Source organism: Agaribacillus sp. DX54 (assembly GCF_056858335.1).
The window spans coordinates 107,939-131,769 of record NZ_JBXEQE010000018.1 but is presented as its reverse complement, the minus strand read 5'-3'; the positions used below and the strand labels follow the sequence as shown (position 1 = coordinate 131,769).

The window sequence follows — 23,831 nt, the reverse complement described above, 5'->3', positions numbered from 1 at the left end:
TTATGGATCAAAAGAAACTTTTGGGGATTCAGCTCGATCCGGTGCTCATATATTGGATTGCCTTGCTGTTCCTGTTGTTCATCTACTTTTTCCTTTTTATGGTTGACTCACGGATGACAGAACCCTTTTTTATCTATGTTTTTGATATCCCGTTGGAAGATGCCAAGTGGTATGCAAGAGGCATGGCACTGGTTTTTCTATGCAACGCTTTTGTGTCTTCTAAGCTCCTGGCCAGGGGTGAAAATCTTCTTTTTTTTATATCAGTAGGCTTTTTTCTTCTCTTGAATGTCTTCTCGTTTCTGGGGCAGGAAGTTGCTATGATATTGCAAACAACCGATGTTTTTGGAGGTGTTTTCGAAGAAGAAGACCCGTTGGAAGAAGCTAGCTCAATACAGCACTACCGCCACTACATAAGTGTCGGCTTAACCATCACTTTGTACGGGTTTGCAGTTCTGATAGAGTTTTTGATAGCCCGTGCCAGCGAGGATGTGAAAGACATCAAAAAGTCTTTGTCTCTGTCATCTCTCTATCGTTGGTTCCAATCAAAAATCACCTTACTGCAAAGAGAATATGACCGGGCGTTGAAAAGGCTGAATGTCCTTGCCAAGGATAAGGTCGATGACCAGATTGAAACCCTCAACAACCAAATTTCAGAGTGTGAGCAAAAAGAACGCCACCTTCTCGGTGAGCAACGGTATCAGGATAAATTGATTGATCTGATGCACCAACAACGGATTGCCATTATCGAGGCAGTGTATGCCAAAAAACCACCATTTTTTAAACGATTTTTCTCATGAAAAGAACAAACAATGTTAAGGTTAGCACCAACAAGGTTGGTGCAACCATTTTGGCAACCTTACTGTGTGTTGCCAGTTATGCTCAGCAAATCACTGTAGCGTATATGCCAGACATTTCAACCAATTCCAGGACTGAAGCCTTTGAGCCAAAAGAGACCTTCAAAAAGATTGTTGGTCTACTTGATTTGAAAGACTCTAATGCCGGAGTTTCACTCTACACATCTGTCATTGGAGAGCCTTCAATTGCAAGGGTCAATGTGGCTACCCTGCCTCAAGCTGATGGAGGTTCAGTACTGGATCGACGACGAAACCTCTCAAGGTTTTTGCAAAAGGGGCTAGTCGATTTCCAAGAGTTGGCACAGCCGGTTGATGACTCCAGAACCGAGATTTTCCGAACGCTGGTTTCTATTACAGACCAGTTTCAGCCCGGGGTGGATCGCACGCTGTTAATCATAGAGAGCGACTTTGTTGAGAATGGTTATGTAACAAGTTTCGGTAAATACGCAAATAACCCCTCCGGTTTGATGGATGATTTTGACAAGATCATTGCTGCATTCAAGGGGGATAATGGGGACAGTTTACCGGACTTAACGGGGGCGGAAGTAATACTGGTCGTGACACAAAATAGTAGCGAGCTCAGTGTTTGGTCTGTGAAATTCTTTAAGAAAGCGATGCTCGAAACTTTTGGAGCGAAGGAAGTAAAGATTAAGGCGACACTCTAAGCCGCTTTAATCAAACGTTGTTTGACCTCATCAAATCTCTTCTACAGATGGAAAAGTCAAATCGGAATATCAAGGTAAAGCCAGCACCCAAGCTTGGGGATGTTGAGTTGATTTACAATGCTCGCATAAGCCCGGTATGGAAACTCTTATTTACCAAATTTGGTAAAGCATTGTTGGTTCTTTCAGGACAGTTCATTAGAGCCTATCGAGGCATACAAGCCTACATTCTTAGCGCTGTCAAAGGAGGCAAACACGGGGTTTTAGTTTCGGGGGTGTGTCTGACTTTAGCAGGGAGCAGTCAGCTATTATTATATAATTCATCTCACGTATGGGAATTTTTTGATGCCTTGTTTTCATTTTCCCGACCTGATTTATCCGTATGGAAAGGCTGGGATTGGGATAAGGTGTACGACATGACGGTGGTCAGCGTAAAGTCCAAAGCGGTGCTGGCCTATAATATCGTTTTTGTGCTGGCCTCAACAGTTCACACACTGACCAACTGGACAGGATACGGTACCAAAGAAATCTCGAAACGTGGCACCAGTTACCTGTATTTACTGTGTAGAAAGCTGTTCTCAAAATGGGTAACAGTGGGCGAATTTTTTATCAATTTCCTGGAAACGGTGTTGGCCATCGCCCTTGGGATTGTATTCATTTACTATCAGGTAGATATGTATTTTGGATGGCTGCTTGTCTCCATCGCCACCAATGAACTCATCATTTTGGTAACCGATAAGGTAACGCAACTACACATAAAGGTTCTTACCAATATATGAAATGGTTAGGTATCATACCGCCTTTTTTTCTGGACAAATGGAGAAGCATTTGCTATAAGAATAAGCAGAATTTAGCAGTCTTTTTGGGCGTTCTTATAGCCCCGCTGCTTCTCCAATTCCCATCTCATTTCGAACTAAATACAGTGCCTATGTTGACGATAACCGTTTCGCATAAGGCTTCTCATGCAATTCAGTATCACAAGTCCGGCTTGTCCAAAGAAGGCAACTACTATCTGGACAAGCAGATCAAAGCGTATTGGGCAGGTAAAACCAGTAAACTCTTAGGTATCGAAGGCAAGGAAGTCACTGAAGAAAATTTTGAACGATTGGTTAAAAGACTTCATCCGGAAATTGAAGGCGAAAAGTTAGGCGTTCGCTATTCTGGCGAAGAAAGAGCAGGTGTTGACCTAACCTTTAGTGCGCCTAAGTGTGTGACACTTCTACATTCACTGACTAAAAACCCTGAAGTCCTGGAGATGCATCGCCGGAGCTATCAAGCTGCAATGCTTGAGGCCGAGCAGATGATGTATACGCAAAGTAATTCCAAATACGCCAGAGGCTATACTCATACTGGTAATCTTATTTATGCCGCTTTCGATCACTTCTTAAGCCGTCCAGTGGATGTTGAGCATGATGGAGCAATTAGGCAAATTGCCTCCCCAAACCTACATACACATTGCTTTTTAGTAAACACTACATTTAATGAAAAGACTGGAAGGTATCAGGCATTAGAGATTTATAATCTCCATAAGAATAGTGATTACCTGAGAACCGTCTACCACAATCACCTTGCACTCGAATTAGAGGCAGCAGGCTTTCAAACCGAGCGCGATGGTAATTTTATTAAGCTCGCAGGGGTAAGTCGTGAACTGATCGAACGCTTTTCTGAAAGAAGCCATGAAATCAATCGCATTGCTGCTGAAAAGGGTTTGAATGCAAAGCAAAAAGGTGAACTTGGTAAACTTACCAGAAAAGCCAAAAGCAAAATCTCCCTCGACGACAAAGAGCTATATGAACATTGGCTAACAAGGGTTAATGAGCAGCAGCGCAAGGCTTGCGAGGAGCAGCTTCAATCTTTTGACCAAACCACCATTTTGAGAGGTGCACCAGGGACAGGTAAATCAACCATATTTTCTTACTTCAATGGATTTTACCAAAAATTAGGTAAGACACTGACTGCGGTAGCTCCCTCAACACAGGCGAGTTTATCCTTAGCCGAAAAAGGTCTTGAAAGTAACACCATCGCAGGGCTGTTAAACAACACCAAAGCACAAGAGAGACTCCGCAATAATGTCATGCTTGTGGATGAGGCAGGGATGATTGGTGTGAAGAATATGTCGGCTCTCCTGGAGCTGGGGACTAAATATAACTGCCGCATAATCATGTGTGGAGATACCAAACAAATGGGGCCACCTTCTCAATATGGTGATGCTCTTGCCATTTTGGAAAAACAAAGCCGTTTGCAAGTCTCTACGGTTGATAAAATCATGCGCCAAAGACATGCACCTGAATATCAATCGGCGGTAACTGACATCTATAAAGGACGGATTTTAGAAGGGTATCAGAAGTTAAACAAGCAAGGTCATGTCCATGAAATTCCTGAATATGAAGATCGGGTTAAAAAAATAGCGTAGGATTACATGGGCAGCGTTGTTAAAAAGCAGTCTACACTGATTGTCTCTCCTACCCACCATGAGGGTGATTTGATTAATCAGGCAGTACGCAGGGAAATGAAGAGTAAAAAACTCATTCATGGGCCTGAAAAGACCTTTGAGACTTTAAGGGATATCTCTCTGACCGTAGCTGAGAAAAAAGATGTTCTGAGCTATCAAAAGGGTCAGGTCATTCGATTTACCAGGAACCAGAAAGGCGGGTATAAGGCAGGATCTCATCATCAAGTGATTGATATTTCCAAAGATCAAAATGTCTTGGTGCGTGATCTTAAAACAGGTGCGGTCTCTAATCTTCCTTACCTAAATCCAGAGCATTTTGGGGTTCATTCCAGGCAATCTATCGGCTTAAGTGTAGAGGATAAAATTCGACTGACTAACAATGCCACTTCGATAGAAGGTAGTCGTATGGCGAATGGTACCAGCTATTCTATTCAAGGTTTTAATAAGCGTGGGGTCAGGTTGAGCAATGGTAAGACCGTAGCTCATGATCTCTACCATTTCCGCTACGGATATACAGACACCAGTTTTTCGTCCCAGGGAAAGGATGCACATACGACTTTACTCTCGATGAGTGATTTATCACAAGGCGGGATCAATGAAAAATCCTTCCTGGTCGGTGTTTCAAGGGGAACAAAAGAGGTCAGGATATATACCTCCGATAAGGATTTCCTGAAGAAATCAATCACACGTCGGCAGATAGATTGAGCGCAAGGGATCTGGCTGAAGACCATCAGCAGCGATTGTTGAAACGCCAGCAGCGCAGCTATCAAAAAGATTTACAACAGAAAATGAAAGCTCATGAAAGAGTTCAGGGACGGGAAAAGGCTTCTACGCGGGGCCTTTCCAAAGACGACCATACAAGATAAAGACCACCCGCAAGAGGTTGTGGATTTGGGTAAACGCAAGGGTTCAACGCAGTTCTTTGCGGTGACTTCGCGTGGGGAGGTGACAGATCATTTTAGGGTCTTTACGCCCTATGGCAGGTCATATGCCATCCATTATGCGCTTTTGCCCTATGTCGTCTTAGAAGGTCATGAATTGATGATCATTATGCATGATCTCCAGGTACTCATTAGGGGTCGGTGTCTACACATCATTGAAGAGCACATTGTAGGACGTGATTTGCTTTGGGTGAAACAATCACCAAGCGGCAAAGACGACGGTGGGTCTCAAATCTTTATCAATGAAATACAGGTCAGAGGATCAATACATAAAATCATAGGGAAACTTAAAAATGACGAAGAATGAAAGGAGCAAAAAAGAAGCTAAAAGATCAGGTTGATCATTTAGAACCGGTTAGGCCGGAAGACTATAACAAGCCCATTACGGCACCTGCACAAACCAAAGGGCTGTCAGATAAAGAGGTGCAGGACAAAACAGAAGTGTACAGCCGCATAGGTGGCAAAATGGATCGGTTTATTGCTTTTCAAAAGAATAAGCAAAAGTTTAAGGAAGAGAGACAGAAATCTAATGATAATCGGGTAAAGCAGGATGTTCATTATGCCAGGGGGGAACGGACAGGTCTGCAACAATCACCTCATGAAGTCATCAAGGGTGATCGTGATTGGAAAGACCAACAAGAACGTGACAAATTCATGAAAGAGCAGAAAATAGAATACGATAAAGAAGGGATGAAGAAGGATTTCATGGATAAGCATACAAAACTGGGTAAGCGCCACGTCTTTAATCATGCCCATAACAAATACCGAGATAAAGGAAAGAGCATGGGAAAAGACAAGGGCATGGATAAGGGTCGATAAAACGATAGGAAAAGAAAGAACAAGGTCAGGGAGGCGGTAGAGGCTTGAAAAAACTGATCTGCATATATCAAAGAAACAAGAATTAAACCAGTTGAAATAATGGGAATATTTCAAAAACAAACTGATAAAGAACGCCTTGAGGCTTTATTGGATCAGGTGCTTTGTACAATACCCGGAACGGATACACCCATCACCTGGGCGGATGCAGTCGAAGGAATTTTAGCTCTGGGCGCAACAGGTAGTGGTAAATCATCAGGTGTAGGTAAGTTTCTGGCAAAAGCGATGCTTAAGGCAGGGTTCGGGTTTTTGGTGCTATGTGCCAAGCCAGGTGAGCGCAAACGTTGGGAAGAATACGCTAAAGCCGTAGGGCGTGAAAATGACCTGATCATCTTTAATAAAGAAAGTGGCCTGGAGTTTAATTTCCTTGAATACGAATTAAAACGTCATGGAGAGGGTGCAGGGGATATTTTCAATGCCACAAATGCCTTTATGCATTTGAATGAACAGAACAGGCAACATCAATCAGGAGGTAGCAATAATAACGAGGAAAGGTTTTGGGATAACGCCCTTCGTGACTTGATTAGTATGTGCATCCTTACACTCTTGTTGGCAAAGGAAGAGGTCAGTATTTACAACATACGCAAACTGGTGGCCAGTTCATTCAATGAAGAACAAGCCCAATGTTATATGGAGCTCATAGGAACAATCTCTACTGAAGAGAATATTGATGAAAGCACACGCGAGGAAGCTGTGAAAGAGCTAGAGGGTATGATGGAAATAAACTACTTCCTTCGTATTCTCTACAAAGTTCAAAGTACAGATTTTCAAAGTGAAGAAGACATTGAGGATTTGGACCGATTGGAAGATTATTGGCTAAACGAGTTTGCCAGATTAGCGCCGCGAAGCCGGAGCATTGTTGTCGCTTCGTTCATGGGTATTGTTTCGCCTTTCATGAATAGAGGTATTTTGAAAAGTCAATTTTCAAAAGGCTTAAGCCAGGAGTTGATGCCTGAAAAGATCATCTACGAAAATAAAATCGTAATAGTGGACTTTCCAATTAAAGAGTTCAGACTTTCTGGCATATTCGCTTCCATCATTATTAAAAGTATCTTTCAGGGTGCAGTCGAGCGCCGGGATGTGGAAGACGAGGATAACCCTAAACCCGTATGTCTATACATTGATGAAGTCCAAAATTTCATCGGTCAAAATGATTTCCAGTTTCAGGCTACCGCAAGATCATCCTGGGTATCCTGTTTTTACCTTACCCAAAATATGAACGGGCTTTTTCCTATCATGGGAAACAATCAACCCCAAGCCAGAGCCAGGAGTTTGCTAGGTAATCTCAACTTGAAATTCTTCGGGACCAACGCTGACTTTGAAACAAATACCTGGGCGAGTGAGCAAATTGGCAAACACTTGGTTGATCTTGATAATCTTTCGATCAGCAAGGACATGGAGTTTAGTAAGACCAAGAACCAGCGATTAATGCACCGCATTGAGCCCGATAAATTTACAACGCTGAAAACTGGCAGAAAGGCTAATAGGTACAAGGTTGAAACGGTGGTGTTCAAGGCTGGCAAAACCTGGGGAAATGAAAAAAAGAACTTTGCGATTGTGGAGTTTGATCAAAGGAAATGAATTAAAACGCTTGCGCTTATGAAGCTAGACAATACAAGGCGAGGGTTGACCAGGGATTTTATATCGGTGATTTTAAGCGATATGAAGAATGCTGAAAGGCAGGAGGATTTCATTAGAAACTCTGTAGACTATTCAGGCTTAGAGCACCAAAACGTCCAGCAGAAAATCAATCATTTGAAATCTGTGATCGAAACTATGCACCAACTCAATCTAATTATTAATGATTATTGTGTCGAGCAAATTGAGGTCTTAAGACGGGCATCAAAAAGGCAAGCCCTAGAAGTTGATTTTTTAGACACCATTGATCCACGAGCGACCATACAAAAACGTGAAGCTGCATTGCTATGTAATAGATCGGAGTCTTGGCTATATAAAGGTAATCACATCAAACAATTTCAAAACGAAGCGAATGGCGGCGTGAACGTTTTGAGCTTTGCATCATATTTAAAAGAATTTAAGCCTTTTGACTATGAGGTATTCGTGAAGAATTACCAAAAAGAAACAGGTTCAAAACTTCGGTAGATCGTCTGTGGTGTTCTCTTGAGAAAAGGCCGATAAATACCGCCTTAGTGTTCGTATGTCCGTCCAGCCCAAAAACAACTGAATTTGATCAAGCGTACAGCCGTGACGCACACAAAAACTTGCAAATGTTCGCCTACTCGAATGAAATGTAATTTGCTCATACGCTTTGATGGTTTCCCTTATAGGCTTTCCAAGCTTGAAGGTCGTTTTTTGTACCTCATGCTGAAAGGTGGTTAGCTTCATCAATATTTTTCTTAGGTTCTGATTTTGTTGTTGGTTATTTGAAAATGCACCAACAAAAGACCTTCCGTATTTATTAAAGATAGCTTCAGCTTCCAGATTAAGCGGCACTTCAAAGTAGGCATTCGTCTTTTCGGCGTGCATCTTGATTTTTCCACGTACCACATGAATATCTTCAAGGCGTGTTAAGTCACTCCACCGTAGACCCGTTAATATGCTAAACTTAAAAGCATCATAAGTTTTGATTTCGGCTGGATTGTGAGGGTTAGGGGTGTAGTTTTTATAGTCTTCCCATTGTTCCCGTGTTAAGGCAACAATCTCATCCTGGGAAGTTTTCTTGCTCGATAAAATCTCGATATATTCTTGGACATCATCAATAGGCAGTTGTTTGTATTCTGAATATTTCTCGATATAGCGAAAGAAGGATTTAAGATCCTTGAGAAAGCGGATAATCGTCGTGTCGCTTTGTGAAACTGTTTTGGTAACACTGTAAGTGCTGCCTTTTCTCTTATCATAAACCTGGCGTGTTTCTTTTTTGGGAGTAGCTAAAAATTCGGTAAAAGCCTCAACCCAGGCAATGTCTATTTCACCAATTTTGGCTTTAGGTTTATAACTTTTCAAGCGGCTAAGTTCAGAAGAGTATCGCTCTAAACTTCTTTCCTCAGTGATCTTTTTTGACGTTGATTTTGCCTCAACATATTCGTTAAAAGAATTGGTAAGCAGTGAGTTCTTGGTGATAGATAGTTTCTTAAGTTTTTTGTTTCTATCAACAAGATAGGATTCGACATAAGTGACTTCATCAACGTTCTTTTCATAGGCTTCTGTGATGAGCTTATCTATGCGCTGCTTCTTTTTCAGGATAGATAGATTGGCTTCTTCGTACTGCTCTTTATTCCAGGCAACCCTTAATCTTCCATTGCTGAATTGCTGTGCAATCTGTGTTTTTCTTTCTGAATGTAAAGTATACCCAGTAGGCCATCTTTTGGATTTATACCGAATGACAACACGGTTGCCTTTGAGTTCCACAACCGTTTGTTTTTTCTGCTTTTTTAGGTGCTTTCCCATACCTTAAAGATATGAAATAAAAGTTTTTTGTCCGCATGATGTGTTTGTGTTTTTTTTGTCCGAGGACAAAAAACGGACAAAAAAATACTGGAAATATCGATTTTTGACTGGAAAAGACTTGAAACGACTGGAAATAAAAAATCCCTTTAATGGCTTTTAAAGGGCTTTTTTCAAGTATTTTAGTGGGAATTTCCTATCTGAGGTCAAGTAGGACTACATTCTCCACATGGTAAGTTTGGGGAAACATATCCACCGGCTGCACCTTCAGAACATCATATCTGGCACTCAGTATGCCGATGTCCCTGGCCTGAGTCGCTGGATTACAACTTATATAGACTATTTTCGGTGCCCCTACTTTTAGTAAGGTATCAACGACATGGTGATGCATTCCAGCGCGGGGCGGATCGGTGATTACAACGTCGGGAGCGGTGTGTGTGGCAATAAAGTCTTCATTCAGGAGATTTTTTATGTCGCCCGCATAAAACCTCGTGTTGGTTATTTGATTGATGGAGGAATTTACTTTAGCGTCTTCTACGGCATCTTCGACATACTCCAGGCCTATGACTTTCTTTGCCTGTCTGGCTACAAAGTTGGCAATAGTGCCGGTGCCGGTATACAGGTCATATACCGTTTCATCACCTGTGAGACCGGCATACTGGCTGGCAATCCGGTACAGTTTTAAAGCCTGGTCTGAGTTGGTCTGAAAAAATGATTTTGGACCTATTCGGAATTTCAATCCGCCCATTTCCTCGGTAATGTACGGTTGGCCCGCATAACAGATTATTTGCAGGTCCTGATAGGTTTCATTCCTTTTTTCATTGATCATGTATTGCAGTGAAGTGATTTCAGGAAACCGGTTTTTCACATGTTCCAGTAAATTTTCAATATTTTCCTTTTCATTGCGAGCAAATTGTACAATGGCCATCACCTCTTTTTGGTTTGAAAGACGGATGATCAGATTTCTTAACAATCCCTGGTGTTCCAGCAGGTCATAAAACGCCAGTTTTTTTTCTTTAGCGTAGTGGAGGATGGCCAGGCGAATCCGGTTAGAGATATCGTCCTGCAGGTGGCATTTGTTTATATTGATTACTTTATCGTACCTGCCGGGCATATGAAATCCTAGTCCATTCTTATCAAGAGGTGTTGCTGTCTTTATTTCATCATGGGTAAGCCATCTTTTATTGGAGAAGGTGAATTCAAGTTTATTCCGGTAATGGCGTGTGTCAGCGGCTGGTATAATTGGGTTGATCTCTGGCAGCGTTACTTTGGCAATGCGCTCGAGGTTGTCTATTACCTGTTGTCTTTTATAATATAATTGGGTTTCATAATCAATATGTTGCCATTTACAGCCACCACAGACCCCAAAATGCTCGCAAAACGGCGTGGTTCTGTGCTCCGAATACCGGACAATTTTCACAGGAATACCGGTCAGAAAATTCTTCTTCTTTTTTACAATTTTTATGTCGGCCACATCTCCCGGAGCCACTTTATCGACAAAAATAACCCGGTTTTCATGGCGGGCAATGCATTTACCTTCAGCCCCTATGCTCTCAATAGTCACCCCCTTAATTACGGTATTCTTTAATTTGCCGCTCATTAAAATTTTTATCTGTGGATAAATTCCTGTCTGTTTAAATCGCAAAAAAAGGAATTTATGCTTATATTCAATAATGAAACTCTCTGTAAAAACTTCCCTTTTGTTATTGTTCTTCTTCTTTTTCTCAGGGAAAGTCATTGGCACTCATATTGTTGGTGGTGAGTTTGAAATGGTACACCACAAGAGCTTCAACTACACATTTAATTTAATCCTGTACTTTGATGATATAAACGGAAATCCTGCCATATTGCAACAAGAAAACAGCCTTACCGCTTTTATCTATCGCAAGAGCGACAATGCGTTGATACGATCGGTGACCCTCAATAAAATACGTACTACCTTTGTGCCCTATACCAATATCGATTGTACCATTGAATCATTAAGAACCAGAAGGCTGGTTTATACAACCACTACGTATCTGTCTCCCCAAAGATTCAGTGATCCAGAGGGTTACTATATCGTTTGGGAAAGATGTTGCAGAAACAATACCATTGACAACGTAGTTTTGGTGGCTCCAAACACTGTAGGGCAAACATACTATCTTGAATTTCCTCCCGTGGTAGATCTGCGGGGAAACCCTTTTGTCAATTCTTCCCCGGTGTTATTTCCACCGCTAAGCGACTATGCCTGTGCGGGTCAGTTTTATTATGCTGATTTTGCAGGAAGTGATGCGGACGGGGACTCTATCGTCTACTCCATGGTTTCACCTTTAAATAGCTCCACGATAGAACCTACTCCAACACCCACCCCTGTACCTCACCAGGATGTGCCCTGGATTTCCGGTGTCGGTATCGGCAATCAGATTCCCGGCCATCCACCTTTAAATATATCGTCAACAGGACTGTTAACAGTAACACCCTCCTCGGCAGGTTTATTTGTATTCGGAGTGAAGGCAGAGGAATTCAGAAATGGAAAAAAAATTGGCGAGGTGAGGAGGGATTTTCAAATGCTGGTGATTGACTGCCCTGTCCCTGGCAGTGCTCCTGAAATATTTGCCAGGATTAAAGGCCAGACCGAGTTTTATAAAGATGGTTCCATGATCACTTTCACCAGCGATGACCAGCCGAAATGTATCGACCTGTTTGTGAAAGATGCCGATGCCCCCGAGGCTTTGACCCTCAGAGCCATACCTGTCAATTTCTCCGCCGATGTTTCCGGCATTTTATCCCTGAACGGAGGTTTTGTTGTTAATCAAGATGATACCCTAAAGGCCGATGTATGCTTCCCCGATTGTCCTTATACCATAAATCAGCCCATGTACATCGACCTGGTTGCTTACGATGATGCCTGTAGCCTGCCATTGTCTGATACGGTAAGAATAGGGGTAGTCATTCAGCCTCCGCCGAACAACGGTCCGGAAATCGTGAATCCGGCATCGGAAACGATCGTCCGACAGGTAACAGACGGTGAAACTTTTAGCCTGCCCATCAAAGGTATCGATGCTGACGGCGATGTTATGTCCATCGAGGCTGTGCTGCGCGATGGGCTGGATATGGCCAGTGTAGGGATGCGCTTAAAAACCACGCGGAGTGTACCCGGAGAGTTGGAAGCCGAGTTTATATGGGAAACGGGTTGTGAAATCTACGACTTTACAAAACAATCGACATTCGACCTTTGGGTACTTGTTGATGACCTGGATGAGTGCAGACTGGGAAACGCGGATACTTTGAACCTGTCCCTGTCAGTGCAATTGCCTCCCAACAACGATCCGGTTGTGTCTGCGGATTTACCCAATCTTACTTTTTTTGCCGAAATAGGTGAAACCTTGGATTTTACCGTATTTGCAGATGATATTGATAAAGACTATGTTACACTCAGGGTGGAACCTGCAGGCTTTCCCTTGGACTTCTATGAGATTAATTTTGAGGCAGTGGAAGGGATCCCCAGTGTTTCATCACCATTTCGGTGGGAGCTGGATTGTGAGCTCATCGACCTGGAGTTCAAGCATGAATTCAACTTCCTTTTTATCGCGACAGATCGTGACAAATGCAGAATTCCCAACGCAGATACCCTGAATGTGAATATAATCGTACTTCCTCCGAAAAACCAGGAGCCGGAAATCAGTCTTAGTGAGATCATTGAACAGCCCAAGGTGTTTAAAGTTGGTGACGAAGTGAAATTCAATGTCATTGGAACTGATCCGGATAATGACTCTGTGTTTGTGGACTTACTGGACAGGGAAAAATATGAAGGGATGAATTATATTTTTGAACCTGTCAGGGGAGTAGGGAAGGTGAGTTCCCTGTTCACATGGATTCCGGCCTGCTCGGATATAACCACCTCACCGGAACCGCCAAGTATCAATCGACAGTATGGCGATTTTATTACTTTTTCCTTTGTTGTTTGGGATAATTACTGTATAAGGCCACAATACGATACAATAACCCTTAAAATGGCTATAGAAGATATTATTGTCGATAACACCGACTTTCTTCCCCCCAATGTATTCACCCCCAACAAGGACGGCTACAATGATTATTTTACCATCCCCGATCTGCCGGAAGACAATTGTGCCAACCAGTTTGTAGAGATTGTTATTTATAATCGTCATGGTAAGTTAGTATTTAAGGATAAGGAGCGGACTTTTAAGTGGGATGGTGATGGCGCGGCTGCAGGCATCTATTATTACTTTCTCAAATTTACCAATGAGGAATACAACGGGACAATTTCAGTGTTGTATTAAGGATGGTTTTCAGAGTTGCCATCTTCAGCCATTAAAAACCTGCGCCTATTCTGAACCCGCTTTGTACCCTGCTTCCTGATAAAAAACCTAAGTAATAATCTACCCTCAATACTTTGAAAATATGTTCCAGTCCTATTCCGAATTCCAGATAATTATTTACTTCTGACGTTTTGAGATAGTTCAATGAGGAAACAACCTGAACCCTGGTTTTTCTGATTAATGGCAATTTGTTGATAATGAATCCATTAAAATGATGTTCATAATGCGCTTTAAAATAATTATTATCCGTGCTGTAAAGATAGTAATCCAGTAATTGAAAACTTCCCGGCTCGAAGGAAGAAAAAATCGTTTCATTACCGCCGAAATGTTTGAAATCAATGAAAGAGGTGCTGTCATTATTGATAAAAGTGCCGGCGCTTACCAGATAGGTGCCCGAACCTGCCAGGCCAAAGTCCAGATCATCGGTCACTGTCAGTTGAAGCTGGTCATAACTGATATCACTTCCCAGTATGCCATCGAAGCCTTTTCGGTAGTTGATATGAAAAGTGGGGTATTTAGAACCTAAACTGAGTTTTCTATTAGGTCTGCTAATGTATTTTTGGGCGAAACGCAACCGCAGGTTAAGATCCAGAATCAGTGCCTGATGATCAGGAAATGAAATGTCGGTCAATGATACATTTGGGGGTGTATTGGGGGTGAAAACCCTGTTTTCCTGATCCCGGAATGAATAGTCAGTGGTGTTAAATAACTGTTTCCGGTCCTCATATTCCAAGGTAGAGGTCAACAGGATGCCATTAAATAATTCGCTGCGATGCCTTACCTTAACAAACATCTTTTCATATAGCTTCATGAAATTTCTTTCTTCAACCAATGTCAGGTAACTGTTAATCAACGGATTTATGGGATTAGAGGGATCGAACTGAAAAACATATTTACCACCGGCAAGACTTATGAAGGAAAACTTTTTGGGGTTGAAATAATAAAGACCTTCAATTCTGCCATAAAAATCATCGCTTGAAAATCCATAGCGAAGTTCCGGATTGATTCTGAAAAACCGGTTATTTTCATAGGTCTTTGTATACCGAAAATTTAAATTGGGAACCACCCCTTCTACCGTGTTGAATTGAAGCATTTCTGTTACCGGGTTGATGGTGAAATATTTTCTTTTATATGTATTACGATAGGTATAACCGATTAACCCGATGTTACCAAAAGTCGGTTGGTTGCTTTTCCTGTCAACGGAGTCTTTGTATGGCTTTGACTCCTTGATTATTGACAGGCTGTCTTTCACATGATAGTCTTTGATTTCAGTGGAAGTGAGTGGTATAGGCCGGATTTTCTGCCAGTAGATGCTGTCGCGTCGGTTGGCATTGTCGTCTACAGACATTATTTCATTGGTAAAGTGTTTTTTTCCATACTCTGTTTCCATTCGGTAATTGGAATGGATTGAAATAAAATACCCGCTGCCTTTGAAACCAAAGACCTTAAACTGAAAATCAAATTTTTGGGAGAGCAGCATCCATTTATCATCTTGCACGGGCGCGTAAACCTGGTTTATTTTCAGACTGTCTACAAATTCTATCTGATTGGCTTTGGTAAGTAACAGGTCGACACTATGAATCCTCCAGGAGTTTTCATTAATATAGATGAATCCACTGAATACCGGGTCATTGTTGCGCACGGGAATAACCTTAATTTTATTGACCGGTTGGTCACCATCCATAAAAGTGCCTATCAACTGATAATCATAGAAGATGAAGGCATTGTTAGCGATGGGCGAAACAAATCCCCGCTCGCCGATACCCTCCACTTCGATTATATTTTCATAAAAGCTGAACATCATCTCCGAGGCCTGATTGAAACTGAAAGCATTGTTCCTGCCACTAACTTTGGAAGAAATCATACGCTCCCTGATCTTGTCAGGCTGTTGAAAACTGAATTCAGAAATGGATTCGGAGAGATAAACCACACCTGTATCGATAGTTACGGTAATACCAAAAATTTTTTCCGGTTTCTCATCCAGCCTTTGCAATCCTTTGACATATACCTTGCAATCATAGCTTTTCACCTCTTTTTGATAGTATTTTCTATTTTTGATGGCTTGCCGGATGATGGCATATGCGGGATCCTCATCTTGTGCATTGACGACTACTTCATCAAGGGTAGCGATTTCAGGCTCCATTTTAACATCCAGGCGAACATTTTCTACGCCAACGGTCACCTTCCTGAGTGTTTTTTTATAACCAACAAACTGGAAAATAATTTCATATTCACCCGGGTTTACTTCCAGCGAGTAATCTCCTTCCGCATTGGATGTGGTTCCGACAGAGGTGTTTTTGATGTAAAGCGTAGCAAAGGGCAGGCCCTGATCATTTTCGTCAGTAACTTTCCCAAAGATTTTTGCCCCGGAAACCTGGAAAGTAGTCATGCAACTGAGCGTTAATAAAAGGCTGGGAAGAAAGATAGCAGTAAATAATCTGTTCATCAATAAAAAATTGAGGTTGTCCTTTGCTATTATATAAAACAAGAAGGGAACCAAAAGTATTTTACCGTTAATAAAATATATTTCAATCGATACAAAATAAATAATTTTCTATTTTTACGCCGTCACTAATCTAGAGCAATGAAAGATAAAAAAGTGATCATTACAGGGGGTTCGTCAGGCATTGGGAAGGCGTTGGCTTATCAGTTTGGCAAGGAAGGTGCCAGGATACTGATTACCGGCCGTAATCAGGCGTCACTGATCGCTGTTGAGTCATCCTTAAAATCATCCGGTATCGAAGTATTGGCCTTTCAGTCAGACGTAAGCAAAGAAGAGGACAATAAGGCGATGGCGCAATACGCGATTGATCAATGGGGAGGCATTGATATTTTAATCAACAATGCCGGGATATCCATGCGGGCGCTTTTTGAAGAGGTAGACCTGGAGGTTATAAAAAAAGTGATGGACATCAATTTTTACGGCGCTTTGTATGCGACCAAATATTGCTTGCCACCTATCATTCGCAGCAAAGGATCTGTGGTAGGTATATCTTCTATAGCTGGTTACCGGGGGTTACCGGGCCGTGTGGGCTATTCTGCCTCCAAGTTTGCATTGCAGGGATTTCTGGAAGTTTTAAGAACGGAGATGTTAAAGAAGGACGTACATGTTTTAACCGCCTGTCCGGGTTTTACCACTTCAAATATCAGGAAGGTGGCCCTTACAAAAGATGGCGGCGTTCAGGGAGAGTCACCGCGCGATGAAAGCAAGGAAATGTCTGCCGAAGAATGCGCACTGTTAATCTATAAAGCAACGATGAAACGGAAAAAGCATTTGGTTTTGACAACGCAGGGCAAACTTGTAGTTTGGATGAATAAGTTTTTTCCCGGATTTATAGATAAAATGGTCTATAATGCGCTGGCGAAAGAGCCTGACTCACCGTTTAAATAGCCCTGGTACTACTAAAATATGACTACATAAAATATAATCGGACCTTTGGTTAATGAAGGGTAGCGATGTTGTTTTCCCTGATGTAAGCGATGTTTCCTTCCCATTCAATTTCTACCCAGACATCCTTTTTATCAATTACTTTGACCCTGTGCCCCTTGTCTATGATCCTGACCAGGTCGGCACCGGATGAAGGGGCATCCATGATGTAGGCGTCGGTTTGTACAATGATACCCCTGTTATAATTATCCGAAAAATTGACATGGTAAAAAAGAATGCCTAGTGTGAGCGTTAGTAAAACCCCGGTGGTAACCGGTTTTTGGTCGTATTTTCGTTTCTGCCTGAAAATAACCGCAAAAAGTATCAGGGCCAAAGCCAGTAGCATGTAGGTCAGGGATGCATTGTATTTCCGGTAAAGCATCATAAAAAACTCCCAGTCAGCATATTCATAGCCCGACAAATTATGGTTTTCGGCCAGCTCCTCCATTTTCTTAAGGACCTTTTTGTCAGTGGTTTGCAGGTAATACAGATTTAAGTAGTAAAGTGCTTTGCTGTAATCTCTTAAACCTTCTTTTATGAAAGCCATCTTGAGCAGCATTTGAGGAGAAGATTGCTGGTATGTTTCCAGCAACCTCTCATATATTTCAAAAGATTCGGTAAATTTTTGCTGGGAGAACAAGGAATCTGCCCGTTCAAGATTTGCCTGGGGAGATTGGGCAAACGACAGGTTTACGCCAAAAACAATAAAAAGTTGGATGAAAAAATTCAACAGATAATTGCGCATTGTACTCTTCTGAATTCCGATAGTGCGAAATTAATTAAATCGAGGGTCAACTTACAAGGATTTAACTTTAATTAACACAGGATCGGGGATGGCTGAGACGGAAAAAAATATCAGCGTAAATTTGTTGGTAAATTTTTGCATTTTAACCAATTGGGATTAATTTTGCACTCCGCAAACGCAGGAAACGCCTGTAGGGGTTTTAAATAAAGCCTTGACTTTCACATGATTCCGTAGCTCAGTTGGTAGAGCATCTCCCTTTTAAGGAGAGGGTCCTGGGTTCGAGCCCCAGCGGGATCACTTTCGTATACTTAATCCCCTTGTAATTTTAAGTGAATTTACCTCCGCCTTTTTAAAAGTATTGCGTTCCCTCCCCGGTATTATAGCCCTTCCCTTCTCCCTTCCGTGGTATGCGTGTTTGACATTTCATACAGCCCTATGATTTTCCGACGTATAAGTTCTGAGCAGGTATGATACCATAAAGTTCGTGAATTTTTCATATTATCTGGGCAGATATGATAGGTACCTTGGAAATAATTTATATATTAGGTGAAAGATGGCGCGGCAGGTGCTGACATGTATATAACCAAATGAGGTTAGATCTTTTAAGAAATATCAAAAATGGAGATACTGGGTCATTCAATGAACTGTATGACCTTTACAGCATCAGGCTGTTAAATTTCGCCTTAATGTATCTTGACAGTAAGGTAGAAGCCGAAGAAGTGGTACAGGATGCCTTCTGCAAAATCTGGCAGAACCGTCATAAACTCGATGAAAAATTTTCTTTAAACGGTTATATCTTCCGGATTACAAAAAACCTGGTTTTAAACAAGTTAAGAAAACGCATCAACGAGCCCTCTGGCTATGTGCCGATCGGTAGTTGCAGCATTCATCACAATAAAACTGAAAATGACATATTGTTTCATGAGATGGAGCGACTACTGGAAGATGCCATAGAGGCACTTCCTCCGAGAAGGCAATTGATCTTTAAACTGAGCCGGGAAAAAGGCTTATCGAATCAGGAGATTGCAGATCATCTGGATATCTCTGTCAATACAGTTGAAGGGCAAATTCGAAAGGCCATCAAATATCTCAGGAGCTACATTAAAATTGTGAGCCTCACCGTGATATTTATTTTTTTATAATAATTATTTCATGGGATAACGGTTAGCACCGATTTCTGTGTATTAAATAGTAAATGCAGGATTAACTAAAAACTATTTGCACAGAAATGGATATGCTTCTGATCAAGAAGTTTCTCAAAAAACAATGCAATGAGGAGGAGCTTCAACAAGTTTACCGCTGGTTAAATGACCCAAAGAATAATGAAGAAGTAGCTGCATTGCTAAAAAATAGCTGGCATCAGGTATCTGATAAGAAACCTGAGGCAGATGTTGACTTGGAAAAATTAAGAAATCAGATTCTGGACAAATTGAGTTTTACCGAAACTGTGCGTATTGATCCGGTGCAAGAGGCGGAGGCCGGTGCATTTGAAGCCGGTGCTTCAAAAGTTGGTGATACCGCGAGGGTTAAACCTATTCATAAATTCAGATGGTTGAGGGTGGCGGCGATCATCATACTCCTGGAGGGCATCGCCTTTTTTGCCTATCGATACCTTAGCCATACCGACCTTGAGCCTCAATACACAGAAAAAACAACACTCGATGGCCAAAAGTACACCCTCTTTTTAAATGATGGGTCTAAGGTCATATTGAACTCAAACAGTGTCCTCAGGTATCGCACGGACTTTGGTGAAACATCCAGGGATTTGGTTTTGGAAGGTGAAGCATTCTTTGAAGTCTATGAAGATGCATCCAAACCGTTCAAGGTTGAGACGAATGGAATTACCACCGTTGCCCTGGGAACATCTTTCAATATTAAGGCAGAGCCGGAAGCCAATGAGCTCAGTGTTTCGCTGATCACAGGAAAAGTAGAGGTGACCGGTGGAAACGAATCAGACAAAAAATTTATATTAACCCCGGGTGAAGCATTGATCTTTGACAGGGAGGCCGGGAGTTTCAGCAAAACCCTTTTCGACCTTAAGGAACGGGTAGCATGGAAGGATGGTATCATTTACTTTCGCGATAAGGATCTTTTTGAGGCTTTAAGGGAACTTGAAAAATGGTATGGTGTTGAATTTGAAGTGGTTAATATAGAAAAAGCCCATGATGACTACGGTAAGATCAATGGAGAATTTGAAAATGAAAGTCTCGCCAATGTGCTCAAGGTGATGAGCTTTGCGAAAGGCTTTAAATATCAGATTACAGGCAAAAAAGTGGTAATAGAACTTTAGCCGGAGCGTGGCCGGACAGGTATGTCATGTATGTCGAAATGTCGTAATTCATAATACTAATCTATGAGATCCCTAAGATAAATATTCTCAACTATCAAAATCACCCTATATGAAAAAAATTGATACAAGCTAAACAAAAACCCCCGGTATGAAGATACCAGGGGCGAATATGCTCTTGTCTGTCCATGTGAATAAGCTTAAGGTCCAATTTAATTTTATTCAAAGCAACAAGAGCGCCTCATTTTTATGAAAACCGATGTTTCACAAAAACATATAAATATATGAAATATAAAGCTATACGAATTATTACTTTGGCGTCGAAGTACTCATGTTACGTTTTAATACTGCAATCTGTCTTTATGTCAGTAGTAATAGCTTCGGAAGTTGCGGCCCAGTATAAAAGCGTCAAAACGGTGAAAATTAACGAATCATTCCGTAATCTGACGCTTCTGCAAGCTTTTGAAAAGATTGAATCCAATACTGAATTTAGATTTTATTATCATAGTGATGATATTAATAAATTCAAAAAAATTGATATATCGAGCCAGGGCGAACAGACCGTAGCCGACATACTTACTGAAATCTCCAGGTTATCACGTTTAAAATTTAAACAAGTCAATAATCAAATTGCAGTACTTAAAATACCCCGTTTACGAAAATTACGATCCGATCCGGTGGAAGTATTGAGAACAGTAGCTGGGAAGGTACTGGATGAGGCAGGAGTGGGTCTGCCAGGCGTTAATGTTTTGGTGAAAGGGTCATCGACCGGTTCGATCACCGATGTCGACGGAAACTTCAGCATAGATATTCCGGACGAGACCACCACGCTGGTTTTCTCCTATATCGGTTACATTACAGAAGAGGTGGAGGTGACATCAGGTCAAACCACTGTTAATGTGACCCTGCTTCCGAATATCACAGAACTTCAGGAGGTGGTAATCTCTGCCTTTGGACTTGAAAAAGAGACCAAGCGTCTCGGATATTCAGTTACTGAGTTAGCAGGCAAGGAAGTTACAGAAACCCGGGAGCCGGCATTCATTAATGCCCTGGCCGGTAAAATTGCCGGAGTAGCCATCCAATCAGCCAATAATGGCCTGGCAGGCTCCAACAGGGTGATTATAAGAGGCAATGCATCATTCAATAACAACCAACCCCTGTACGTCATTGACGGGCTGCCCATCGATAACACGCTGCAGGGAGAAGCGGGCGCATTTGGCGGTGTAGATTTAGGTGATGGACTAGCCTCTATTAACCCCGATGATATTGAATCGCTGACGGTCTTAAAAGGGCCATCGGCCGGAGCACTCTACGGAAACAGGGCGCAAAACGGTGTTATTCTTATCACCACTAAAAAAGGAAGTAGCGGAAAAGGCGTTGGCATTGAGTTTAACAGCAATACGGTTTTTGAAAAAATAAGAGCCTATGATGAGGATGACCTGCAGACAATTTATGGCGGAGGCTTTGGCGGGGAACTTTTCGGACAGGATGATGGCAGTGGAAGTGGTGTAAACAATGGTTGGTCATGGGGAGCAAGAATTGATACGACAGCTACTTTTATTGATTTTGACGGGGTAGAAAAACCCTACGAGTTAAACACCATCAATGATAACTTTGACCGCTTTTTTGAAACCGGTTTGAGTACCACCAATTCCCTGGCTATTTCCGGAGGAAATGAAAAAAGCACCTACAGGCTATCGTTGAGTCAAACGCATACGGATTCCCCTTTTCCCAATAATGCCAACCTGGACAGATATAATATCGGCTTAAGGGCAACATCGAAATTTGGTGAGAAGATCTCCACCGACTTTAAAATAGATTTGTCCAGAACCCTTGCAGAAGGCAGGCAATTGCTGCAACAAGATGGCCGGGGCGCCGTGGGACTCACATTTTTCAGGCTTACCAATACCACCAATGTGTTAGATTTGAGGCAAAAGGATGAGAATGGGAATTTCATTTTTGTGGGCAGCGGAACACCCAATCCATGGAATGCTGTGGAGCGGATAAATCAGGCTGATACCCGGAACAGGATAAATGGTTTTGTAAGCCTCAAATATGACTTTACCGATTGGTTGGCATTGCAGGTAAGAGGTGGTTTGGACCGGTCTAATATTGAAGATGGTTTTGGCATAAGGCCTAACCCGAATGATGATGGTGGCGGTCAGTACAGTGAACAAAGAACGACTGTGGAAGAGGCCAATGCCGATTTCCTCCTATTAATCGACAAAGATATTTCGGAGGCTTTTAACATATCCGGCACTTTCGGAGGCAACCATAGAAGTGCCACCTTCAACCGTACTACTATTTCAGGGCGTGATTTTGCCGATCCAAACGTCTTTAATATCAGTAATTTAAGGGTTAGGAATTTGCCAGGTTTTAGCCGCTCCAATACCGAAGTAAATTCTTTGTTCGGAGCCATGCAGTTTGGATACAATAATTACCTCTTCCTGGAATTAACGGCTCGAAATGATTGGTCATCCTCCTTAACTTCAATAAGACCCGGAGTTTCAGAGAACAGCCTTTTCTACCCTTCTGCCAGTCTGAGTTTTGTGTTTACCGATGCCTTTGACCTGGGCTCCATTTTCACATTGGGAAAAGTGAGGGCCTCATGGGCACAGGTAGGAAGTGACGCAGATCCTCATCAAACCGAGCTTACTTTTACACTGAGTCCCGAGACCAATGGCCTCTCAGGGGCATCAATTAACGGGGGTAATCTGCCTCCGACTACGATTAGGCCGGAAGAAACCGATGGTATTGAATTCGGCGTTGATTTGCGGTTTTTTGATAACCGGGTAGGGCTGGATCTGGCCGTATACAGGCAGGAAACCAGGGATTTTCTACTGCGGCAGAGCATTTCCAGGGCTACCGGATTTACCGGGGCATTTTTAAATGCCGGATCGATGGTAAATAAAGGAATAGAGGTTTTACTTACCGGAACACCAGTAATGGCCAAAAGATCTGGTGGATTTAGTTGGGATGTATCTGTCAACTGGGCCAAAAATGATAATGAGTTGACTGAGCTAAGTCCGGAGTTGGAAGAAACCGGCGTATCACATGGAAATCTGATAAGATCAAAAGTCGGATATCCATTTGCTTCTATCTTTGGCACGCCCATAAGAAGGGACTTTGAAGGAAATATTGTTTATGAAGTTGTTCAGGTGGAAATTAATGGGGAAACAGTCGACAGGGTCGTACCAGCCCAGGGGAGGTATGTCTTTGATGCCAACGGACAGGTAGTTACCGATGAGAATGGAAGTGCAATTATTGAGAATGAAGTATTCCTCGGCAACCCTAATCCGGATTGGATCGGAGGGATCACCAATACTTTCTCTTTTAAAGGATTTACATTCAGCTCCGTGATAGATGCCCAATGGGGTGGAAAGCTTTTCTCGAGCAGCTATCGTATGGCCTCTCTTTTAGGCCTGACAACCGCTACCGAAAGAGGAAGGTCGACCGATGAGTATATTCCTGAAGGCGTGAGGAATACCGGTACTTTGGAAAATCCGGTTTTTGTTCGTAATGATATCCCTTTTAGCCCGGAAGAAACTTATATTAATGGGAATCCCGGATTGCTGATCGATGAATTGTTTGTATTCGATAATTCATTTATCCAATTAAGGCAAGTAAGTTTGGGTTATACCTTTCCCGGAAGTTTATTAGGAAACACGCCTTTTCAAGCGGCAACGCTTTCCCTGGTCGCCAGAAACTTGTTTTTTATTACCAAAAAAGTGCCTCTGGTAGACCCGCGGTCCAGCACAACCGTGGGCAATGGCTTTGGGTTTGAGCAATTCTCTCTTCCCGCAAGTTTTACATTTGGATTTAATCTGAATATCAGACTTTGATGAAAAGGTGTTTAATTT

Annotated in this window: 18 protein-coding genes and 1 tRNA gene; 15 read left to right on the top strand and 4 right to left on the bottom strand. The window is 42.1% G+C overall.

The features are described 5' to 3' along the window. Positions 1–2: 2 nt before the first annotated feature. The 9 genes from AC04NP_RS18725 (at position 3) to AC04NP_RS18685 (ending at position 7,888) form a co-directional block, all read left to right on the top strand. Entirely contained in the window at positions 3–797 is a 795-nt protein-coding gene (locus AC04NP_RS18725) for a hypothetical protein (RefSeq protein ID WP_482861456.1), read from the top strand. Then, positions 794–1,519, top strand: a complete 726-nt coding sequence (locus AC04NP_RS18720; protein WP_482861455.1) for a hypothetical protein — start codon at positions 794–796, stop codon at positions 1,517–1,519. Before AC04NP_RS18725 ends, AC04NP_RS18720 begins: the two co-directional genes overlap by 4 nt. Positions 1,520–1,566: 47 nt before the next feature. Then, positions 1,567–2,295 (top strand): hypothetical protein, encoded by a 729-nt coding sequence (locus tag AC04NP_RS18715; protein WP_482861454.1) that lies wholly within the window; start codon positions 1,567–1,569, stop codon positions 2,293–2,295. Between the two features lie 149 nt (positions 2,296–2,444). Next, the gene (gene mobF, locus AC04NP_RS18710) at positions 2,445–3,929 is read left to right on the top strand and encodes a MobF family relaxase (RefSeq protein WP_482861453.1); all 1,485 of its coding nucleotides are present in this window, start codon (positions 2,445–2,447) and stop codon (positions 3,927–3,929) included. 6 nt (positions 3,930–3,935) lie between these two features. Continuing rightward, positions 3,936–4,673, top strand: coding sequence for a hypothetical protein (locus AC04NP_RS18705; protein WP_482861452.1), 738 nt, complete (start codon positions 3,936–3,938; stop codon positions 4,671–4,673). Between the two features lie 93 nt (positions 4,674–4,766). Further along, entirely contained in the window at positions 4,767–5,216 is a 450-nt protein-coding gene (locus tag AC04NP_RS18700; RefSeq protein WP_482861451.1) for a hypothetical protein, read from the top strand. After that, positions 5,213–5,728 (top strand): hypothetical protein, encoded by a 516-nt coding sequence (locus AC04NP_RS18695; protein ID WP_482861450.1) that lies wholly within the window; start codon positions 5,213–5,215, stop codon positions 5,726–5,728. The genes AC04NP_RS18700 and AC04NP_RS18695 overlap by 4 nt, the downstream gene beginning before the upstream one ends. 99 nt (positions 5,729–5,827) lie before the next feature. Then, a complete protein-coding gene (locus AC04NP_RS18690; protein WP_482861449.1) occupies positions 5,828–7,366 on the top strand; it encodes a type IV secretory system conjugative DNA transfer family protein in 1,539 nt (512 codons plus the stop codon). An 18-nt stretch (positions 7,367–7,384) separates the two neighbouring features. Continuing rightward, positions 7,385–7,888 (top strand): hypothetical protein, encoded by a 504-nt coding sequence (locus AC04NP_RS18685; protein ID WP_482861448.1) that lies wholly within the window; start codon positions 7,385–7,387, stop codon positions 7,886–7,888. Here AC04NP_RS18685 and AC04NP_RS18680 read toward each other — a convergent pair. After that, a complete protein-coding gene (locus tag AC04NP_RS18680) occupies positions 7,874–9,154 on the bottom strand; it encodes a tyrosine-type recombinase/integrase (protein ID WP_482861447.1) in 1,281 nt (426 codons plus the stop codon). The genes AC04NP_RS18685 and AC04NP_RS18680 overlap by 15 nt on opposite strands. A gap of 232 nt (positions 9,155–9,386) precedes the next feature. Continuing rightward, a complete protein-coding gene (rlmD, locus tag AC04NP_RS18675; protein ID WP_482861446.1) occupies positions 9,387–10,790 on the bottom strand; it encodes a 23S rRNA (uracil(1939)-C(5))-methyltransferase RlmD in 1,404 nt (467 codons plus the stop codon). A 73-nt stretch (positions 10,791–10,863) separates the two neighbouring features. Here rlmD and AC04NP_RS18670 point away from each other — a divergent pair, with 73 nt between their 5' ends. Next, on the top strand, positions 10,864–13,473 hold the full coding sequence (locus AC04NP_RS18670) for a T9SS type B sorting domain-containing protein (protein ID WP_482861445.1): 2,610 nt from the start codon (positions 10,864–10,866) through the stop codon (positions 13,471–13,473). 31 nt (positions 13,474–13,504) lie between these two features. Here the strand turns inward: AC04NP_RS18670 and AC04NP_RS18665 are convergent, their stop codons facing one another. Continuing rightward, the gene (locus AC04NP_RS18665) at positions 13,505–15,958 is read right to left on the bottom strand and encodes a DUF5686 and carboxypeptidase regulatory-like domain-containing protein (RefSeq protein WP_482861444.1); all 2,454 of its coding nucleotides are present in this window, start codon (positions 15,956–15,958) and stop codon (positions 13,505–13,507) included. Between the two features lie 138 nt (positions 15,959–16,096). On the opposite strand from AC04NP_RS18665, the gene AC04NP_RS18660 reads away from it, so the two are divergent. Beyond that, a complete protein-coding gene (locus tag AC04NP_RS18660) occupies positions 16,097–16,903 on the top strand; it encodes an SDR family oxidoreductase (RefSeq protein ID WP_482861443.1) in 807 nt (268 codons plus the stop codon). A 49-nt stretch (positions 16,904–16,952) separates the two neighbouring features. On the opposite strand, the gene AC04NP_RS18655 is transcribed toward AC04NP_RS18660, so the two are convergent. Further along, complete coding sequence (locus AC04NP_RS18655) at positions 16,953–17,684, bottom strand: hypothetical protein (protein WP_482861442.1); 732 nt, start codon at positions 17,682–17,684, stop codon at positions 16,953–16,955. A 224-nt stretch (positions 17,685–17,908) separates the two neighbouring features. Here AC04NP_RS18655 and AC04NP_RS18650 point away from each other — a divergent pair. The 4 genes from AC04NP_RS18650 to AC04NP_RS18635 all read left to right on the top strand — a co-directional run bounded on the left by AC04NP_RS18650 (position 17,909) and on the right by AC04NP_RS18635 (position 23,813). Continuing rightward, positions 17,909–17,981: transfer RNA gene (locus tag AC04NP_RS18650), tRNA-Lys, on the top strand. 290 nt (positions 17,982–18,271) lie between these two features. Then, positions 18,272–18,826, top strand: a complete 555-nt coding sequence (locus AC04NP_RS18645; protein WP_482861441.1) for an RNA polymerase sigma-70 factor — start codon at positions 18,272–18,274, stop codon at positions 18,824–18,826. An 86-nt stretch (positions 18,827–18,912) separates the two neighbouring features. Beyond that, positions 18,913–19,974 (top strand): FecR family protein, encoded by a 1,062-nt coding sequence (locus AC04NP_RS18640; RefSeq protein WP_482861440.1) that lies wholly within the window; start codon positions 18,913–18,915, stop codon positions 19,972–19,974. 359 nt (positions 19,975–20,333) lie between these two features. Continuing rightward, positions 20,334–23,813, top strand: coding sequence for a SusC/RagA family TonB-linked outer membrane protein (locus AC04NP_RS18635; protein WP_482861439.1), 3,480 nt, complete (start codon positions 20,334–20,336; stop codon positions 23,811–23,813). Positions 23,814–23,831: the final 18 nt, after the last annotated feature.

What these genes read in the sequence shown, in the direction of transcription:
- AC04NP_RS18725 (WP_482861456.1), top strand. Translation starts at nt 3, where the DNA reads ATGGATCAAAAGAAACTTTTGGGGATTCAGCTCGATCCGGTGCTCATA.
- AC04NP_RS18720 (WP_482861455.1), top strand. Translation starts at nt 794, where the DNA reads ATGAAAAGAACAAACAATGTTAAGGTTAGCACCAACAAGGTTGGTGCA.
- AC04NP_RS18715 (WP_482861454.1), top strand. Translation starts at nt 1,567, where the DNA reads ATGGAAAAGTCAAATCGGAATATCAAGGTAAAGCCAGCACCCAAGCTT.
- mobF (WP_482861453.1), top strand. Translation starts at nt 2,445, where the DNA reads ATGTTGACGATAACCGTTTCGCATAAGGCTTCTCATGCAATTCAGTAT.
- AC04NP_RS18705 (WP_482861452.1), top strand. Translation starts at nt 3,936, where the DNA reads ATGGGCAGCGTTGTTAAAAAGCAGTCTACACTGATTGTCTCTCCTACC.
- AC04NP_RS18700 (WP_482861451.1), top strand. Translation starts at nt 4,767, where the DNA reads ATGAAAGAGTTCAGGGACGGGAAAAGGCTTCTACGCGGGGCCTTTCCA.
- AC04NP_RS18695 (WP_482861450.1), top strand. Translation starts at nt 5,213, where the DNA reads ATGAAAGGAGCAAAAAAGAAGCTAAAAGATCAGGTTGATCATTTAGAA.
- AC04NP_RS18690 (WP_482861449.1), top strand. Translation starts at nt 5,828, where the DNA reads ATGGGAATATTTCAAAAACAAACTGATAAAGAACGCCTTGAGGCTTTA.
- AC04NP_RS18685 (WP_482861448.1), top strand. Translation starts at nt 7,385, where the DNA reads ATGAAGCTAGACAATACAAGGCGAGGGTTGACCAGGGATTTTATATCG.
- rlmD (WP_482861446.1), bottom strand. Translation starts at nt 10,790, where the DNA reads ATGAGCGGCAAATTAAAGAATACCGTAATTAAGGGGGTGACTATTGAG.
- AC04NP_RS18670 (WP_482861445.1), top strand. Translation starts at nt 10,864, where the DNA reads ATGAAACTCTCTGTAAAAACTTCCCTTTTGTTATTGTTCTTCTTCTTT.
- AC04NP_RS18665 (WP_482861444.1), bottom strand. Translation starts at nt 15,958, where the DNA reads ATGAACAGATTATTTACTGCTATCTTTCTTCCCAGCCTTTTATTAACG.
- AC04NP_RS18660 (WP_482861443.1), top strand. Translation starts at nt 16,097, where the DNA reads ATGAAAGATAAAAAAGTGATCATTACAGGGGGTTCGTCAGGCATTGGG.
- AC04NP_RS18655 (WP_482861442.1), bottom strand. Translation starts at nt 17,684, where the DNA reads ATGCGCAATTATCTGTTGAATTTTTTCATCCAACTTTTTATTGTTTTT.
- AC04NP_RS18645 (WP_482861441.1), top strand. Translation starts at nt 18,272, where the DNA reads ATGAGGTTAGATCTTTTAAGAAATATCAAAAATGGAGATACTGGGTCA.
- AC04NP_RS18640 (WP_482861440.1), top strand. Translation starts at nt 18,913, where the DNA reads ATGGATATGCTTCTGATCAAGAAGTTTCTCAAAAAACAATGCAATGAG.
- AC04NP_RS18635 (WP_482861439.1), top strand. Translation starts at nt 20,334, where the DNA reads ATGTCAGTAGTAATAGCTTCGGAAGTTGCGGCCCAGTATAAAAGCGTC.